General features: G+C 67.3%; 15 protein-coding genes and 3 tRNA genes. 13 read left to right on the top strand and 5 right to left on the bottom strand.

Features of this window, described 5'->3' with window-relative positions; genetic code table 11:
• The first annotated feature begins 2 nt into the window (after positions 1-2).
• Positions 3-1031: a GNAT family N-acetyltransferase gene (locus B5520_RS03095; RefSeq protein ID WP_079595566.1), complete on the top strand. Its 1029-nt coding sequence runs from the start codon at positions 3-5 to the stop codon at positions 1029-1031.
• Between the two features lie 75 nt (positions 1032-1106).
• Here the strand turns inward: B5520_RS03095 and B5520_RS03090 are convergent, their stop codons facing one another.
• Entirely contained in the window at positions 1107-1928 is an 822-nt protein-coding gene (locus tag B5520_RS03090; RefSeq protein ID WP_079595565.1) for a lysophospholipid acyltransferase family protein, read from the bottom strand.
• A gap of 88 nt (positions 1929-2016) precedes the next feature.
• Entirely contained in the window at positions 2017-2775 is a 759-nt protein-coding gene (locus tag B5520_RS03085) for an alpha/beta hydrolase (protein WP_254865447.1), read from the bottom strand.
• 135 nt (positions 2776-2910) lie between these two features.
• On the opposite strand from B5520_RS03085, the gene B5520_RS03080 reads away from it, so the two are divergent.
• The 7 genes from B5520_RS03080 (at position 2911) to B5520_RS03050 (ending at position 10735) form a co-directional block, all read left to right on the top strand.
• A complete protein-coding gene (locus B5520_RS03080) occupies positions 2911-4437 on the top strand; it encodes a YibE/F family protein (RefSeq protein ID WP_079595563.1) in 1527 nt (508 codons plus the stop codon).
• A 154-nt stretch (positions 4438-4591) separates the two neighbouring features.
• The gene (dusB, locus tag B5520_RS03075; RefSeq protein ID WP_079595562.1) at positions 4592-5770 is read left to right on the top strand and encodes a tRNA dihydrouridine synthase DusB; all 1179 of its coding nucleotides are present in this window, start codon (positions 4592-4594) and stop codon (positions 5768-5770) included.
• Positions 5763-7052 carry a deoxyguanosinetriphosphate triphosphohydrolase gene (locus B5520_RS03070; RefSeq protein ID WP_079595561.1) on the top strand — a complete coding sequence of 430 codons (1290 nt, stop codon included), beginning with the start codon at positions 5763-5765 and terminating at the stop codon, positions 7050-7052. Before dusB ends, B5520_RS03070 begins: the two co-directional genes overlap by 8 nt.
• Positions 7053-7119: 67 nt before the next feature.
• Positions 7120-9036 (top strand): DNA primase, encoded by a 1917-nt coding sequence (dnaG, locus tag B5520_RS03065; protein WP_079595560.1) that lies wholly within the window; start codon positions 7120-7122, stop codon positions 9034-9036.
• A 76-nt stretch (positions 9037-9112) separates the two neighbouring features.
• A tRNA-Asn gene (locus B5520_RS03060) sits at positions 9113-9185 on the top strand.
• Positions 9186-9309: 124 nt separating this feature from the next.
• Positions 9310-9385, top strand: a tRNA-Asn gene (locus B5520_RS03055).
• Between the two features lie 144 nt (positions 9386-9529).
• Positions 9530-10735 (top strand): FAD-dependent monooxygenase, encoded by a 1206-nt coding sequence (locus tag B5520_RS03050; protein ID WP_217700298.1) that lies wholly within the window; start codon positions 9530-9532, stop codon positions 10733-10735.
• Between the two features lie 57 nt (positions 10736-10792).
• Here B5520_RS03050 and B5520_RS03045 read toward each other — a convergent pair whose 3' ends face one another.
• The 3 genes from B5520_RS03045 to B5520_RS03035 form a co-directional block, all read right to left on the bottom strand.
• Entirely contained in the window at positions 10793-11200 is a 408-nt protein-coding gene (locus B5520_RS03045; protein ID WP_079595887.1) for a hypothetical protein, read from the bottom strand.
• A 72-nt stretch (positions 11201-11272) separates the two neighbouring features.
• Positions 11273-11479, bottom strand: a complete 207-nt coding sequence (locus B5520_RS03040) for a glycine zipper 2TM domain (protein WP_079595559.1) — start codon at positions 11477-11479, stop codon at positions 11273-11275.
• Positions 11480-11554: 75 nt separating this feature from the next.
• Positions 11555-12778 carry a multidrug effflux MFS transporter gene (locus tag B5520_RS03035; protein ID WP_079595558.1) on the bottom strand — a complete coding sequence of 408 codons (1224 nt, stop codon included), beginning with the start codon at positions 12776-12778 and terminating at the stop codon, positions 11555-11557.
• Positions 12779-12955: 177 nt separating this feature from the next.
• Here B5520_RS03035 and B5520_RS03030 point away from each other — a divergent pair, with 177 nt between their 5' ends.
• From B5520_RS03030 to B5520_RS03010, 5 genes are all read left to right on the top strand, one after another.
• On the top strand, positions 12956-13810 hold the full coding sequence (locus B5520_RS03030; RefSeq protein ID WP_079595557.1) for a phage holin family protein: 855 nt from the start codon (positions 12956-12958) through the stop codon (positions 13808-13810).
• 118 nt (positions 13811-13928) lie between these two features.
• The gene (locus B5520_RS03025; RefSeq protein ID WP_079595556.1) at positions 13929-14552 is read left to right on the top strand and encodes a CDP-alcohol phosphatidyltransferase family protein; all 624 of its coding nucleotides are present in this window, start codon (positions 13929-13931) and stop codon (positions 14550-14552) included.
• Positions 14552-15460: a DMT family transporter gene (locus B5520_RS03020; protein ID WP_079595555.1), complete on the top strand. Its 909-nt coding sequence runs from the start codon at positions 14552-14554 to the stop codon at positions 15458-15460. The genes B5520_RS03025 and B5520_RS03020 overlap by 1 nt, the downstream gene beginning before the upstream one ends.
• 114 nt (positions 15461-15574) lie before the next feature.
• The gene (locus B5520_RS03015; RefSeq protein WP_079595554.1) at positions 15575-16771 is read left to right on the top strand and encodes a glycosyltransferase; all 1197 of its coding nucleotides are present in this window, start codon (positions 15575-15577) and stop codon (positions 16769-16771) included.
• A 78-nt stretch (positions 16772-16849) separates the two neighbouring features.
• Positions 16850-16923: transfer RNA gene (locus B5520_RS03010), tRNA-Ile, on the top strand.
• The last annotated feature ends 172 nt before the right edge of the window (positions 16924-17095 follow it).

Raw genomic sequence — 17095 nt, 5'->3', positions numbered from 1 at the left:
GCATGGCCATCGAATACCGCGAATGGCGCGAGGGCGACGACCTGGCGCTCCTTGAAATCTGGGGCGGCCCGGAAACGTCCCAGGCGCGCCAGTTCCGCGGCGCGCTCGCGCCGTCCTCTGCCGGCACCGGCGGCGCTCTCTGGCGCCGCTGCATCGTGGCCGAGGACGTGATCGACGAGGTCGGGATCCCGGTGGCTGCCGGTGTGGTCTACGAGGCCTCGCTGCACCCTGAACGGCTGTGGACGTACATCGAAGTGGCGAAGGACCACCGCCGTGCCGGCATCGGAGCCAGCCTCCTGGCCATGCTGCGGCGGGAAGCCGAGCACGCGCCGTCGGGCGTTGCCAAGTTCCGCGCCAAGGTGGAGCCCGGTACGCCGGGGGCCGCCTTCGCCGAAGCCGTGGGACTTTCGCCCATCCAGCGGTCCCGGCTGGTCATCGTGGAACCGGGTGCCTTGCGGCTTCCCGTGTTCCCTGCCAAGGACGGCGGGTCCGCCGGCGACCAGGACGCCGGCTCCGACGTGGTGATGGAGCTGGCCACCGGGTCCGTGGAACTGACCGATGTCGTGGGCAGGTACTACACCTCCATCCACGGCTGGGATTCCCCGGGCGTGCTGTCCATGGGCCAGGTTCAGAAGCTGTTCCTGGATGACCTCACCGGAGCGCACGGCGCCATCGTGCTGCGGGCACAGCCGGAATCGGCGTTCGGTGCGGGGGTGGCGCCGAGTAAGAAGGGCCGCATCCGCGCCTTTGCCGTCAGCTACGCGGCGCCCGCCAACCCGGACCCCGCCCAGGGCCCTGAGCCCGAGGGAGCGGAGGCACCCACGGACGTCTTCGTCGGCCACGAACCGGCGCTGGATGCCGATGACGCCGCCGAGGCTGTCCGCGACATGCTGGCACTGATCGCGTACCAGCACCCGGTGATGCTGGAACTGGATGACTCGATGACGGCCCTGCGCGCCGCCGTCGAACCCCTCCTCGACAGCGGGAAAGCCAGGCTCGCCGGCGCCGAAACCCTCGTGGTCTCGGACTAGAGCTTCGTCCGGGCCCCATCCAACCAGGTAGCGCCAAGTGTCGTTGTGGACCTCCACAAGGACACTTGGCGCTACCTACTTTCGGGGAGTACGACGGCGGCCCCTGGCGGCGTCCTGGGCGTCCAGCGCCTGCCGCTCAGCTTCGGAAGGAGCACCGCCGCCCAGGTGCCGCGGCATCCACCAGGCGCCGGGCTCCGGTTTCAGCGGGAAGTCCGCGATGCAGGCATCGATGCCCGCCTGCAGCGTTCGGCGCAGGAGTTCGGTTTCGCGTTCCGCGTCCACACCAGGCGGGAACCGGAGCGGTTCGCCGTAATGCACCCGGACCGGTGCACGCCATGCCCTCCGCGGGGAAAACCGCTGCCCCCTTGTCAAGAGCCGGTGCGCGCCCCACACCGAGACCGGGAAGACGGGGACGCCTGCTTCGGCTGCCATTCGTACGGCACCTGTTTTGCACTCCCGGACCAGGAAGCTCCTGCTCACTCCCGCCTCCGGGAACACGGCCAGGTATTCGCCGCTCCTGAGCTTGGCCACCGCCTTGTCAAAAGCGCCGGCGCGTTCGGTGTACCCCACCACCACGCTGTTTGTAGCACTGATAGCGGGGCCTGCCAGCCAGTGGTCGGCCGCCCCCTGGTGGATCATGAAGCGCATGTGGGCGCGGGAATGCTTCCACAGGACCAGTTCGGACGCCGCGAAGTCCAGGTAGCCAAAGTGCGTGATGGCAAAGACGGCGCCGGAGCCGGGCACCACGGTCCGCGCGATGCCATGGCGCAGGCCGGGTGCCGGCACATGTTCCAGCCCGGTGGGAAGGATGGTGATCCGGAAGGCCCACCGGAGGACCTGGCCCAGGCGGACAATCAGCCGGTAGAAACGGTCACTGGGCGGCGGATGCCATGGCATGCATGTCTCCAGCTGTTCGGGGAATCCGGGTTTCAGGCCCGTCTGGGGCCAATAAAGAGTCGCCAGGAAGGCGTTCCGGGTAAACGGCTCACAGGGTCACCTGGACGGACGATTCCGGCAGGAGTTGCCCGAAGGCGCGGGGCGGCCGGACAGTGGCGCCCGTGCTTTCGCTGAACGCCTTGATGACGAACCCGGTGGCCAGGATCTGCCACAAACGGACCTTGCGGAGCATGAAGTGGCCAGCCCCTTTCAACGCCACGTACTGCATGCTGGCCGCTGCCTCTGAGCCCCGCCGCGCGAACGCCAGCGACTGGGACGGGCTGGTCCACCGGTCCAGGGTCCCGTGCACGATCAGGACCTTCCTGCCGGCGACACCTGAGGTTGGCGTCTGCGGGCTGAGCCAGGGAGCCAGCGCCACCACCGCTTCCACCTGGGGATGGCCGGCGGCGCAAACAGCCGTCAGCCCGCCCATGGAGTGGCCCACCAGGAATACGGGTACGCCGGGATGCTGCTCTTCGATCTGCCGCAGCGCCCACCGGGCGTCCTGCACCGGGGACATGTCCGGCCCGTTCCACCCGCGGACGCTGTTGCGCAGCGACCAGACCGCCAGCCCATGTTTCCGCCCGGCGCGGTGCAGGTGCCTCGCGAAGGGCACCATACGGGCCGGGCTCAGGTGCAGGGCTTCCACCGGTTCGCGGCTGTGGGACTTGCCGCCGTGGAGCACCAGTGCCACGCCCCTGGTGGGACCGGAGGCCTCGAGCACACTCAGCACGGCCTGGTGGCCGGGTGCCGGGGGGACGCCGCCGGAGGGCAGTTTGCTGCTGTCTTCAGCGCTTCGGTTGGTCACGCCTGGTACCTCCCAATGATCCATTTATCAACCCTACGGTGCCGGACGTAGAGTTCAACGTATGAGGTTTCACTGCTGATGGGCGCCGGCCATTCCCACGCTTCTACAGGTCATTCGGAGCCGACGCCGCAGGCGATGGCTGCCCGGAGGAAGGCCAACCGGATCCTGGCAGCGGTGCTCATTCCCATCACCCTGCTGACCCTGGCCGGGATGGCCATGCTCTGGCCCTCCGGAAGCAAGGAAGGCATCTCGCTGGCCAACCCGTACTCGGCTGCCCCTGGCGTGACCTTCGATACGGGCACCATCCAAAGCGTGGTAACGGAAAACTGCATGCAGGGGGCCGGCCAGCAGAACCAAACGCCCCAGGCTCAGGACGGGCAGGCGCCAACCCAAAGCCCGGGCCAGCAGGGATCGGACTGCACCTTCGCCTTCACTGAACCGGACAAGGGCGGCAGCCCCGTCAAAGTGGTCATCAACCCGGACGTCGCCAAGTCCCACGGCGTCAAGCCCGGGGACCAGATCCGCTACCTGAACCTGTCCAATGCCCAGGGCGCCTCGGCCTCGCAGGGTTCGCCCGCCTACATCTTCGTGGACTTTGTGCGGACCCTGCCCATCGTGCTGCTGGCCCTGCTGTACGCAGCCGTGGTCATCGCCGTGGCGCGGTGGCGGGGCTTCCGCGCGCTCGTCGGGCTGGTCGGCGCCTACTTCGTGCTGGCCAGCTTCATGCTTCCGGGCCTCGTGGAAGGGAAGCCGCCCCTGCTGCTGGCGCTGGTGGGGTCCACCGTGATCATGATCGGGGTCCTGTACTTCGCCCACGGATTCTCGGCCCGGACCTCCACCGCGCTGCTGGGCACCATCTTCGGCCTGGGCATTACGGCGCTCCTGGCCGCCTGGGCCACGAATGCGGCCAACCTCGCGGGCGTGGGCAACCACGACGCCACCACCCTGGTCAACACCTCAGCCAACATCTCCATCTCCGGCGTGATCCTGTGCGGGCTCATCATCTCCGGCCTGGGCGTCCTGAACGACGTCACCATCACCCAGTCCTCCGCCGTGTGGGAACTGTACGAACTGGCCCCGGGCAGCAGCGCGCGGAAGCTGTTCACCTCCGCCATGCGGATTGGCCGCGACCACATCGCCTCCACGGTCTACACCATTGCCTTCGCGTACGCCGGTGCGGCGCTGCCCATCCTCATCATCGTGATGCTCTACGACCGGCCGCTGGGGGAGACGCTGACCAGCGCAGAGCTCTCGGAAGAAGTCATCAGGACGCTCGTCGGCTCCATCGGGCTGGTCCTGGCCATCCCGGTGACCACCCTCATCGCGGTCCTGGTGGTCAAGGCGACCGGCATCAACGCCGGTGCGGCCGCCGCCGAAGCCCCTGCCGTGGCCGTGGCAGGCGGATCCCAGCCACGCGGGGCCAGTGCACGCGATGCCGGCACCGGCCACAACCTGGACGATGTCGCGGACACCGGTGCGCTCGCAGCCGCGGCGTTGGAAGGACGGGCCCGGCGCGTTGCCGCACAACCAGGCGCCGCCGCAGGCGCCGGCGCCGGCGAAGGACCGGGTGCCGCTCAACGTCTGGACTCGGCTGATGGTCAGGAGGGCGCGCCGCTTACCCGCCGCGGCCGCCGGGCCGCCGCCGACCGGGAACGCCCCTGACCGCGAACGCCACTGACCGCGAACGCCGCCGACCGAGAATGCCGCCGACCGGACGGACGCTCTCCAGCCCCCTGACCGGGCCGCCGCTAACCCGGCCGGTGGAGGCGATCCTTGACGGGCCATCCGATTTGTCCGGCTTTGCAACAATGGAATGGTGACTGTTGCAGCAACTACTCCCGCTCCCAAGCTGGAACTCCCGCCCCTGAAGCTGGGTCCCATCACCGTGGACACGCCGGTGATCCTGGCACCCATGGCCGGGATCACCAACTCTGCCTTCCGCAGGCTCTGCCGTGAATACGGCGGCGGCATGTACGTGGCGGAGATGGTTACCTCCCGCGCGTTGGTGGAGCGGACCCCCGAATCCCTCCGGATCATTTCCCACGACGACGACGAGAAGGTCCGGTCCGTCCAGCTGTACGGCGTGGATCCGGTGACGGTGGGCCAGGCAGTGCGGATGCTTGTGGAGGAGGACAGGGCGGACCACATCGACCTGAACTTCGGCTGCCCCGTCCCCAAGGTCACCCGGCGCGGCGGCGGATCCGCCCTGCCCTGGAAGATCGACCTCTTCACGTCCATCGTCCAGACTGCCGTGAAGGAAGCCTCCCGGGGCAACATCCCGCTGACCATCAAGATGCGCAAGGGCATTGACGAGGACCACCTGACGTACCTCGACGCCGGCCGCATCGCCCGCGATTCCGGCGTGGCCGCCGTCGCGCTTCACGGCCGCACCGCCGCCCAGTTCTACTCGGGCCAGGCGGACTGGTCCGCCATCGCGCGGCTCCGTGAAGCCCTCCCGGATATCCCGGTGCTGGGCAACGGCGACATCTGGTCGGCGGAGGACGCCGTCCGGATGGTCCGCGAAACCGGGGTGGACGGCGTGGTGGTGGGCCGAGGCTGCCAGGGCCGGCCGTGGCTGTTCGGCGATCTGCAGGCGGCGTTCGAAGGCAGCGACACCCGCTTCCGGCCCAACCTGCGCCAGGTGGCCGAGGGCGTCTACCGCCATGCCGAGCTGATGGTGGAGACCTTCGGCGACGAAGGCAAGGCGCTCCGCGAGATCCGCAAGCACATCGCCTGGTACTTCAAGGGCTACGTGGTGGGCGGAGAGCTGCGCACCCGGCTGGCGCTGGTGACCAGCCTCGAGGTGCTGCGCGATACCCTGGCCGAACTGGACCTTGACTCGCCGTACCCGGGCGGTGACGCGGAGGGCCCGCGCGGCCGTGCCGGATCACCCAAGAAGCCCGCCCTGCCCAAGGACTGGCTGGAGTCCCGTGCCCTGAACGACGACCAGTCCAGGGACATCTCGGCAGCAGAGCTGGACGTCTCCGGTGGCTGAGGCCCGCACGGCCGCGCCGGTGCTGCCCGGCTACGATGCCGACGATTCCGCCCGCTGGGTGGAGGAGCCGCCGAAAAGCACGTACCGCTCCGATTTTGAGCGGGACCGCGCCCGCGTCCTGCATTCTTCCGCCCTGCGCCGGCTGGGTGCCAAAACCCAGGTGGTGGCCCCGGACACCGACGACTTCGTCCGGACCCGGCTGACCCACAGCCTGGAGGTGGCGCAGGTGGGCCGCGAACTCGGCCGCGCCCTGGGCTGCGACCCTGATGTGGTGGACACCGCCTGCCTGAGCCACGACCTCGGGCACCCGCCCTTCGGCCACAACGGGGAGTCAGCGCTGAACGAGGTGGCGCACGCCATCGGCGGCTTCGAGGGCAACGCCCAGACCCTGCGGCTGCTGACCCGCCTGGAGCCCAAGGTGCTGACGGCGGATGGCCTGCCCGCCGGGCTGAACCTCACCCGGGCGAGCCTGGACGCGGCGGCCAAATACCCATGGTCCGCACTGGAGGCCCCGGTCATCCACGGCCAGCGGACCAGCAAGTTCGGCGCCTACGAGGATGACCTGCCCATCTTCACCTGGATCCGGCAGGGCGCCCCCGAGCGCCGGTCCTGCCTGGAAGCCCAGGTGATGGACCTCGCGGACGACATTTCGTACTCGGTCCACGACGTGGAGGACGCGATCGTCGCCGGGCACTTCCAGCTCCGCTGGATGGACAACCCTGACCACCGCGCCCGCGTGGTGGGCTACGCCAAGCAGTGGTACCTGCCGCACAACGACCCCGCCGCCATTGACGCCGCCTTGGCCCGTCTGGAAGCCACCGATGTGTGGGTTCGGGAGGCGGACGGCAGCCGCAAATCCATGGCCGCCCTGAAGAACATGACCAGCCAGCTGATCGGCCGGTTCTGCCAAAGCGCGCTCGAAACCACCCGTGCTGTCTACGGTCCCGGCCGGCTCACGCGCTACAACGCCGAACTCATGGTCCCGGATGAAACGGTGATGGAAATCGCCGTCATGAAGGGCCTGGCCACCACGTTCGTGATGACCACCGAGCACCGGCAGCCCATTTATGAACGCCAGCGCGAGGTGCTCCACGCCCTGGTGACCGCCCTGAGCGCCACAGGTGACCGGCACTTGGAGCCCATGTTCGCTGCCGACTGGCGGGACGCCCCCGACGACGGCGCCCGGCTGCGTGTGGTGATCGACCAGGTGGCCTCCCTCACGGACGGTTCCGCCCTGGCCTTGTACGAGCGCCTGGTGGGGAGCCTGCCGTCGCTGTGGTGATGTGCACTGTGGTGAGGAACGCCATAAGGCGGCTTCCGCCGTCGTACCCCCGCATTAGGATTGCTCTGTGGCTGGGCTGATCAAACGCGAAGATATTGACGAAGTACGCCAGCGCACGGACATCAAGGAAGTGGTTGACGGCTATGTCACGCTCAAGGGTGCCGGGCTGGGGACCTTCAAGGGCCTGTGCCCGTTCCACGACGAGCGCTCGCCGTCCTTCACCGTCCGCCCGCAGGTAGGCCGTTACCACTGCTTTGGCTGCGGTGAGGACGGCGACGTCATTGCCTTCGTCCAGAAGCAGGACCACAGCTCCTTCCAGGAGGCCGTGGAGAAACTTGCCGCACGCATCGGTTACGAGCTCCGGTACGAGGACGGCGGCACCGGCCCCAACCGCGAGGAGGTGGGGCGCCGGCAGCGGCTGCTGGACGCCCACAAAATCGCGGACGAATTCTTCCGCGCCCAGCTGCTGACGCCGGGCGCGGCGGAGGCACGGACCTTCCTGCACGGCCGCGGCTTCGACCGGGCGGCAGCGGAACACTTCGGCTGCGGCTACGCTCCCCAGGGCTGGGACGCCCTCCTCAAGCACCTCCGCGGCCGCGGCTTCACCGACGCCGAGCTGAAGCTCACTGGCATGTTCTCCGAGGGCAACCGCGGCATCTACGACCGCTTCCGCGGCCGCCTCATCTGGCCCATCAAGGACATCGCCGGGGACACCATCGGCTTTGGCGCCCGCAAGCTCTACGAGGACGACCAGGGGCCCAAGTACCTCAACACCCCCGAGACCGCCCTGTACAAAAAATCCCAGGTCCTCTACGGCATTGACCTCGCCAAGCGCAGCATAGCCAAGGACCGCCAGCTGGTGGTGGTGGAGGGCTACACCGACGTGATGGCGTGCCACCTGGCAGGAATCACGACGGCGGTGGCCACCTGCGGCACCGCGTTCGGCACCGAGCACATCAAGATTGCCCGGCGGCTGCTCTCCGACGACGGCACCGGGGGAGAGGTGGTGTTCACTTTCGACGGCGACGCCGCCGGCCAGAAGGCCGCGCTGCGGGCCTTCGAGGAAGACCAGCGCTTCACCGCGCAGACGTACGTGGCGGTGGAACCCACAGGTGCCGATCCCTGCGACCTGCGCCAAAGCAGGGGCGACGAAGCCGTTCATGCCCTGGTGCAGTCCCGCCGGCCCCTGTTCGAATTCGCCATCCGCACCACCCTGAAACAGTTCAACCTGGACACCGTGGAAGGGCGGGTGCAGGGCCTGAAAGCCTCGGTACCGGTGGTGGCGGGCATCCGTGACGCTTCCACCCGGACGGGCTACTGCCAGGAGCTCACAGGCTGGCTGGGGATGCCGGACCCCAACGAGGTGCTGAGGCTCGTCAACGCCGCCGTAAAACGCGGTGACCAGGGAGGGGCTCCTGCCGCCGCTCCCCGGACGTCCGCTCCGGCCGCCCAAGCCGGCGGGCCAGGCGTTGCCGCAGGGCCGGCGTCGGGCGCTGTTCCTTCCTTCCACCGGCCCGACCCGCGGGACCCTGTCGCCTCCATGGAGCGCCAGGCGCTCGAAGTGGCCCTCCAGGAGCCCGCACTGCTGGGCGGCGGGGTCTGGGAGCGGTTTGCCGCTGCCCGGTTCGCCACGCCGGCGTTCCAGGCCGTCCACGATGCCATGCGCGCCACCGGCGCGGGCCTGGTGAACGATCCGGTGCGGTGGGTGGAGCACGTGATGCACGAGGTTCCCGAGCCCCTGCGGCCGCTGGTGTCCGAGCTCGCGGTGGTGCCGCTGCCGGCAAGCACGGAGGAGGCGGTGCAGAAGTACTGCCGGGACATCCTCTCCCGGCTCTTCGAGCTGCAGATCACCAGGGTCAAGGCGGACAAGATGGGGCAGCTGCAGCGGCTGGACCCTGCGGCGGACCCGGAAACCTACCAGCGGCTCAACCGTGAGCTGATGATGCTGGAGATGGAACGCCGCGCACTGCGGGCGGAGGCGTAGCCCCCGTGTCCGGCCCCTCGGCAGGCCCCGATTTCATTTCCGGGGCAGGTGTTTGCTAGGCTAATACCCGCTTCATTCCTCCTTAGCTCAATTGGCAGAGCATTCGACTGTTAATCGAAGGGTTGCTGGTTCAAGTCCAGCAGGAGGAGCGCACAATCCCCGTTCCGGCCTCCGGAACGGGGATTTTTTTATCCCCGCGAACGGCAATCCGTCCCGCAAATCCGCCGATTTCACATTCGCCGGAATCCTTTGCTAATGTCATACCTGCTTCATTCCTCCTTAGCTCAATTGGCAGAGCATTCGACTGTTAATCGAAGGGTTGCTGGTTCAAGTCCAGCAGGAGGAGCCAGCCGGAAAATCCCCGTTCCTCAGCCATGAGGAACGGGGATTTTTTCTTGCCGCCCATCCTCCCGGCAGTGACTCTTCTCATGCACTGTGCCCGGGAGCATGATGGGGGAGGACGGATGCTGGTGCCGTGCCGCGGACAGGGCGGATGATGACAGGTACAGCGAAGCGCCGGGCGATAGTTATCGGCGCGGGCATCGGCGGGCTCACTGCCGGGCTCGCGTTTGCCGGCAAGGGCTGGGACGTCCAGGTCCTGGAGCGGACGGCGGCCCTCTGGCCCGTGGGGTACGCCCTGATCATGGCCCCGAACGCGCAGCGGGCCCTTGACACCATCCCCGGCGGCATCGTGGAACAGATCCATTCCCTTGCCACCTTGCAGGGCGAGAGCGGCATCCGGACCGCGCGGGGCGGCTGGTTGTCCCGCAACGACGCCTCCCTGGCCGAGGAGCGGTACGGCCATCCGGCAGTGGTGCTGCGCCGCGCCGAGCTCGTGGAGATGCTGGCCGCCAACCTTCCGCCTGGCTCGCTGCGACTCGGGACACCTGTTGCCGGCCTGGATGCAGCCACCGGTGAGGTCACCCTTGAAACAGGGGAAGTGCTGCGCGGCGACGTGCTGGTCGCGGCGGATGGCATCCACTCGGCAGCCAGGGCAGCGCTCTTTCCCGGGTGTCCCGGACCGGTGTTTGCCGGACTAACGGCCTGGCAGGCGCTGGTGCCTTCGGCCGGCATCGACTACCAGGTGGGCACCACGTGGAGCCGCGGCGGAGAGTTCGGCATGCTGCCGATGAAGGACGGGCGGCTGTACGTCTTTGCCGAGGCGGCGGCGGATAAACCGATGCCGCGGCGGACCGGGGCCGAGGAGAAGGCCGAACTGGTGCGCCGGTTTGGCGGCCTGCGCCCCCCTGTTCCGGAAGTCATCAGGCGGATCGATGAAGAGGCGGTCCTGCGCGCCGACATCCACTCAATGCAGGTACCGCTGCCGGCCTTCCATCGTGGCAGGGCAGCAATTCTGGGCGATGCAGCGCACGCCATGGCTCCGAACCTGGGCCAGGGGGCCTGCCAGGCCATTGAGGACGCCGTCACCCTCGCGTACGTCCTCGACAGGTCCGGCAGCGTCCCGCAAGGACTGGCGGACTACACGGCAGCCCGGATGCCGAGGACCTCACTCATCGTTCGCCGGTCCTCGCAGGTCGCCCGGTTCGCCACGATGCGGAACCCGGCCGGGCAAGTGCTTCGGAATGGAATGCTGCGGGCCATGGGACTGCTCGGCAGCTCCGCTGCGCTCCGCCAGGCAGATTTCGTGATGCGCTGGGACCACCCGGCTGTGGCGGTTCGTCCCCGGCCGCCGCAGTGAGGTGCGGGGGCCCGGTGCCGGTTTCCTGACGGGCTGACGCCGGTTTCCTCACGGGCTTCAGACGAAGTCCATCTCCACCTGCAGGAACCTCTCGGCTTCCACAACGGCGGCCTGGAAGGCTTCCTTCTCCGTGGGGGACTTCCGGGGCTGCCGCGGGTTCCACTCGTGCGGTGCCGAGTGGATCCGGACGAACCCGGTGTCCGGGGGCGCGTAGAAGATTCCAAAGCGCTGCACCGGCCATTCCGGGGAGGTCTCCGGGGCCACGAGCAGGGCGGCGTTGAAGGCGGGATTGAACCATTGGGCGATGGGCCGTCGGCGGTCCTCGGTGAAGAGCCCGGCGGCGTAGAGCGCGGCAGACTGCTCGCCGGTCTGGGCGCACAGCCGGTCCCACCACAGTGGCAGAATTCCGGCATCGCACCGTTGCCATGTGGCCGGAAGCGGCTGTGGATCCTGCCAGCTGGGCACAGACATTATTTTATCGCGGCAAGGGCTTTGCGCGGCAGATGGAGCGGCGCGGCGCCGCGGCTGGTGCAGGCGTCAGCGGCGCTTCCAGGGGCCGGGGTTGACCCGGTACAGCAGTGCCGCGCCGGCCACCGCTCCCAGCGCGATGCCCATGGCAGGGTTGCCCGATGCCCGTCCCGCAAAGTAGCCGACGACGGCGCCAAGCACCGCGCCGAGGAAGAGTCCCCTTCCGTTCCGGTGCGGCTTGCGCTTCTTCCTGCCATGCAATGAATCGCCGGTCATTGGGTTGCCCGCTCCTTAATGGCCCTGTTCCTTGATGCCCTGCTCCTTGATTGCCTGGTTCCGTGATTGCCCTGTTCAGTGGATGGACGGCACGGTGCGCGGACGGACCACGAGCCAGAGGGCTGCGATGGCCAGCAGGATGCAGGCTGCCTGCACCGCTCCCATGGGCGTGGCGCTGGTGATGCCCAGCCAGCCCACCACCGGCGAGATCAGGCCGGCCATCATGAAGGTGGCCGCACCCAGCAGGGAGGCGGCGGTTCCGGCCTGGGAGGCGTGGCCGGCGAGGGCCAGCACCTGGACGCAGGGGAACATAAAACCGGTGCCCATGATGTAGAACCACAGTGGAACCATCACGCCCCACAGGCCCAGGCCCAGCTGGTCGAACAGCACGATCAGCATTGCCATCAGGAACATCCAGGCCGTGGCGCCGGCCAGGATCCACTGCGGCGGCACCCTCCTGATCAGCCGCGAACTCGTTTGTACGCCCGCCACGATGCCCAGGGAGTTGATCCCGAACAGCAGCCCGTACTCCTGCGCGGAGAATCCGAACACGTCCTGGAAGAGGAACGGAGAGGCGGACAGATAGGTGAAGAGGCCGCCGAAGTTCAGCCCTGCCACCAAAAGGAGACCCACAAAGATCCGGTCGCTGAAAAGGACCTTGTAGCGCTGCCGGGCCGTCATGCCGCTTTGCCCACGCTTTTCCGGCGGGAGGGTCTCGCGGACCAGGAACAGCGCGGCAATGATGACCAGGGTGCCGTAGGAGGCCAGGAAGACAAAGATCCCGGGCCAGGCCATCACCAGCAGCAGCTGGGATCCGATCACGGGCGCCAGGATGGGTGCCAGGCCGTTGACCAGGCTCATGCGCGAGAACATCCGCACCATGGCGTAGCCGGAGAACAGGTCCCGGACCATGGCCATTGCCACCACGCCGCCTCCGGCCGCGCCGATACCCATCAGGACGCGGAAGATGCCCAGGGTGGTGATGTCAGTGGACAGCGCCGCTCCCAGCGACGCCGCGATGTGCAGTGCCGTCGCCAGGATCAGCGGGTTGCGCCTGCCGAATTTGTCGCTGAAGGGGCCCACCACCAGCTGCCCGAACGCGAACCCCAGGGTGGTCTCGGCGAGGGTGAGCTGGACCTGGGCCTCGGTCACGCCAAGGCTCGCCTCCAGCGCCGGGAACGCCGGCAGGTACAGGTCGATCGTGAACGGCCCCAGGGCGGTCAGCGCGCCCAGAAGGAGAATGTACAGAAGTTTCCGGCGTCGGGTCAGCAAGTCGCCTGGATTGGAGGGAGTGGTCACGGATTACCATCCTAGGCCCGGCACCATCTATTTTTTCAGCGTTGTAGGCCGTGCCGTCCGGCAAGCCCCGAAGTTCGGCCTGAACCTGAATGGTAGTTTTGGGGCGGGGACTGTGCCGAGGCACTTTTCCCGCAGCATACGGAAGCCGGATCGACCATAACCAGTAAGGCGGAACCGATGAGCGGACGTCACAGCGGGCGGACCAGCCCGGGATTGCGCATCACCGCGCTGCCCAGGACGCTTAAACTCCTTTTCCGGCTGGCCCCGCGCCAGCTGAACGATGAGATCGCCTTCGCCAAGATTGAGCTCAAGCGCAAAGGCATCCAGCTCGGAGTAGCGGCCGCCTTCTTCGCCGTCGCCCTGGTCTTCCTCGTCTTCCTGGTGGTCGGACTCATCGTCGCGGCCATCATGGGGCTGGCCACCATCATGCCCGCCTGGCTGGCCGCCCTCCTGGTGTCAGCGGCCTTCCTGCTGATCGCCCTCATCGGCGGCCTGATCGGCTTCCGCAAATTCAAGAAGGCCATGCCACTGATGCCGGAGGAAACCATCCGGGGCATCAGGCACGATATCGGTATTGCCAAGGAAGGCTCGGCCTTCAACCCTGCGGTCCTTGACCCGAACACCCCCGAAGCGAAAGCTGCCAAGGCCGCCAGGGAAGAGGCCGCGGCCAAGGCCAAGGCGGAGAAGGCGGCCAAGGCAGCCGAGCACGACAAGGAATACCCGCACGCCTCCGAACCCGAGCTCGCACGCCGCCTCAACCAGCGGCGCCACCACCTCACCGACGTCCGCGACGAACTCCGCACCGAACTGGACGTCAAGACCCAGGCGCAGTACCTGCTCGCGGCCGCCCAGGGCAAAGTGCGCCAGGGCCAGGCCATCGCAGGGCGCGGCATGGACGCGGCCAGCGAACGGCTGGCCACCCTGGCCGCATCCACCGAGGGGCTGCAGAAACGCTGGAAGCCGCTGGCAGCTTTGGCTGCCGCAGGCACCGTTTTGGTGGTCCTGCTCCGTAAGCTTCTTCGAACCTACTAGCACGGGTTTGCCAGGGCTGCCGGCCGCCAGCACGCCCGGGCACAACCGCAGGACTGATGCAGCAAGCCAACAACTGCAGGACCGCGCCGACCAGGCAGCAGGAAGGAAAGGGGGACGGGTGAAGTTTATTGGTGCCGGCGCCCGTCCCGGCCGTCCCCAGGTGGACCATGACCGGGTTTTCACCATCCCAAACCTGCTCACCGTGGTCCGGTTCATGGGGGTCCCACTCTTCATCTGGCTCGTCCTGGCGCGGAAGGAGTACGGCGCCGGTGTGGTTGTCCTTGCGGTGATGGCCAGTACCGACTGGATTGACGGGTACGTTGCCCGCCGCTTTGACCAGGCCTCCAAGCTCGGGCGGGTCCTGGACCCCATCGCCGACCGCCTGGCGCTGATCGCCGTCGCCATCACCCTGGTGATTGCCGGCGTCGTGCACTGGCTGTACCTGGCGGCGCTGGTCATCCCGGACGCGGTACTCCTGGTGCTGACACTCTCGCTGTTCGGCGGCCATCCCGACCTTCCTGTCAGCGCTGTTGGCAAGGTGCGGACCGGGCTGCTGCTCCTGGGCACGCCGATGCTGCTCCTCTCCCGGCTGGACACCGGGTTCTCGGACGGATTGTTCGTGGCCGCCTGGATTGTGCTCGGGCTGGGCCTGCTGGGCCATTGGATCGCTGCGTACAACTACTTCTGGGCGATCCTGCGCAAGGGCAGGATGCGCACCGGGCACGACGGCGGGACCACCTGATGGTGTGGGTCGCCGTCGTGCTTGCGCTGCTTGGGGCCTTCTGCCTCGCCCTTGGTGCCCAGCGCCAGGGAAGCGCCGTCAAGGCCGACACCGGCGGCCTGGCCCTGAGCTCCAACGGTTTCCTCCGCCTGCTCCGCAATCCCCGCTGGGTCTTCGGACTCCTGCTGCTTGGAGCCGGGATGGCCATGAACGCGGTGGCGCTCGTGTCCGCCCCGCTCACAGTTGTCCAGCCAATCGGTGCCATTGCGCTGGTCATCACCACCGTCATCAACGCCAAGGACCAGGACCTCACCATCAACCGGGCCACGGTGGTGGCCATCGCCGCCTGCGTGACGGGCTCAGCGCTCTTTGTCCTCCTTGCCGTTAACGTGACGCAGGAGAACCATCATGTGAGCCTGGACGCGGAGCTCACCATCGTGCTGCTGCTGGCGCTTGCCGTCGGGCTCTTCGGCACTTTGGCCGTTATGTTCAAGCACCGGATCAACGCTTTTGTCTATATCCTGGGCGCCGGAGTCCTCTTTGGCTTCGTGGCCGTCCTCACCCGGATCATCGGCAAGCACATGCTGGATCCCAACGGCCTCTTCCTGCTGAACGTGCAGTGGTACTCCGTGGTGGCACTCGTTGCCGCCGGCGGGCTGGGGTCCTGGTTCGTCCAAAGCGCATACTCCTCGGGTCCGCCGGACCTGGTGATCGCCGGACTGACGGTGATCGACCCCATCGTGGGGATCGCCATCGGAATCGTCATTCTGGGGGAACTGCGGCCGGATGTGCACGCCGTCATGGCGATTGCCATGGGAACCGCCGCTTCCCTTGCTATCGTTGGGGTTATCGCCCTTTCCAGGCACCATCCCGAGGTCACCAAGCGCAAGAAGGACGCGCGGAAGGCCGCGGGCAGGCCGTCCCACTAGCCCCCATTCCCGCCTACCAGATCCAGCAGTTCCACGAAGCCCCGGCGCCACATGCCAGGCCAGACGTGCAGTCAGTCGACGCTGTCCGCACCGTGACCATCAGGAGTTCTCCACGTGACCACGCCCGCCGACCAGACGCCGCTGACCATCCTGATCGCTGCTGACACCTATCCGCCCGACATCAACGGCGCAGCCCAGTTCGGCTACCGCCTGGCCAAGGGAATGACCGGCCGCGGGCACAACGTACACGTCCTGGCCTGCCGCAACGGCAAGGGCAAGAGCTTTAGCGAATTCCGCGACGAAGCCACCGTGCACCGGCTCCGCTCCCACAGCGTGCCCACGCACGAAACCTTCCGGATCTGTTTTCCCTGGGAGATCAAAAAGGAAATCAGCCTGCTGTTCGACCGCGTCAAGCCGGATGTTGTCCACATCCAAAGCCACTACATGATCGGCGAGCACGTCCTGTATGAAGCCGTGAAGCGCGGCGTCAGGATCGTGGCCACCAACCACTTCATGCCGGAAAACCTCAACCCGTTCCTGCCGTTTCCCCAGTGGTTCAAGGACATCATCGGGCGCATCTCCTGGAAGGACATGGGCAAGGTGATGGGCAAGGCTGACGTGGTCACCACACCAACACCCCTGGCGGCCAAGGCCATGCACGAGCACGCATTCCTCCGGAAGGTCCTGCCGCTCTCCAACGGCATTGATTCTGCCGCCTACGAGCTCCAGCCCGGCGAGCAGATCGAGCCGCACCCGCACCCTACCGTCATGTTCGCGGGCCGGCTCGCCGAAGAAAAGCACGTGGACGTGCTCATCAGGGCAATCGGCAAAACGCCCCCGGAACTGAACGTGCACCTGGAAATTGTGGGCGGCGGCGAGGTGCGTGCCTCCCTCGAGGAGCTGGTGCAGCGGCTCGGCCTGGGCAGCCGGGTGAAGTTCCTTGGCCTCGCGAGCGACGAAGACCTGCGGAAGGCCTACATCCAGGCTGATCTCTTCTGCATGCCCGGCACCGCGGAGCTGCAGTCGCTGGTGACCCTGGAGGCAATGTCTGCCTCCACCCCGGTGGTGCTGGCGGACGCCATGGCGCTGCCGCACCTGGTGCGCGACGGCGAGAACGGCTACCTCTTCACACCGAATGACAGCGATGACCTCGCCAAGAAGATCACCCAGATCCTTGAGCTTCCAAAGGACCAGCGCGAGGCCATGGGCCAGGCCAGCCGGCAGATGGTGGAGCCGCACAGCATCCAGGGCACCCTGCAGACCTTCGAGGACCTGTACCGCGGCGCGGGCTTCGAGGACAAGGTGGTCTAAACCCCTTCCGGGGTTTGCTAGAGTGTTTTTGCCCTGCTGGAGCCGATGTCCGAACGGATCGGGACCTGCAGGGCGCACGGGGCTATAGCTCAGCTGGTTAGAGCGCGGGACTCATAATCCTAAGGTCCTCGGTTCAAGTCCGAGTAGCCCTACATTCCTCCCAAACCGCGGCCGACCTCTTCGGCCGCGGTTTTTCTATGCCCACAGCCGTTCCTTTGCTCCCCGGTTCTTTGCTGGAAGGCCGATCTGGGGTATGTTACTGACCAGTAACTTACCGCGCCCCGTCCCTGGGGGCGCCGGTCACCGCCGATCACCTGTGAGGTA

Source organism: Arthrobacter sp. P2b (assembly GCF_900168295.1).
Lineage (GTDB): Bacteria > Actinomycetota > Actinomycetes > Actinomycetales > Micrococcaceae > Arthrobacter.
The sequence above is the reverse complement of the archived record's forward strand: the minus strand, read 5'-3'. Positions and strand labels throughout refer to the sequence as shown.

Excerpts from the sequence above, each read along its gene's own strand:
- B5520_RS03090 (WP_079595565.1), bottom strand. The coding sequence starts at position 1,928 with ATGCCATGGCATCCGCCGCCCAGTGACCGTTTCTACCGGCTGATTGTC.
- B5520_RS03050 (WP_217700298.1), top strand. The coding sequence starts at position 9,530 with ATGATGACAGGTACAGCGAAGCGCCGGGCGATAGTTATCGGCGCGGGC.
- B5520_RS03040 (WP_079595559.1), bottom strand. The coding sequence starts at position 11,479 with ATGACCGGCGATTCATTGCATGGCAGGAAGAAGCGCAAGCCGCACCGG.
- B5520_RS03020 (WP_079595555.1), top strand. The coding sequence starts at position 14,552 with ATGGTGTGGGTCGCCGTCGTGCTTGCGCTGCTTGGGGCCTTCTGCCTC.
- B5520_RS03080 (WP_079595563.1), top strand. The coding sequence starts at position 2,911 with ATGGCTGCCCGGAGGAAGGCCAACCGGATCCTGGCAGCGGTGCTCATT.
- B5520_RS03030 (WP_079595557.1), top strand. The coding sequence starts at position 12,956 with ATGAGCGGACGTCACAGCGGGCGGACCAGCCCGGGATTGCGCATCACC.
- B5520_RS03095 (WP_079595566.1), top strand. The coding sequence starts at position 3 with ATGGCCATCGAATACCGCGAATGGCGCGAGGGCGACGACCTGGCGCTC.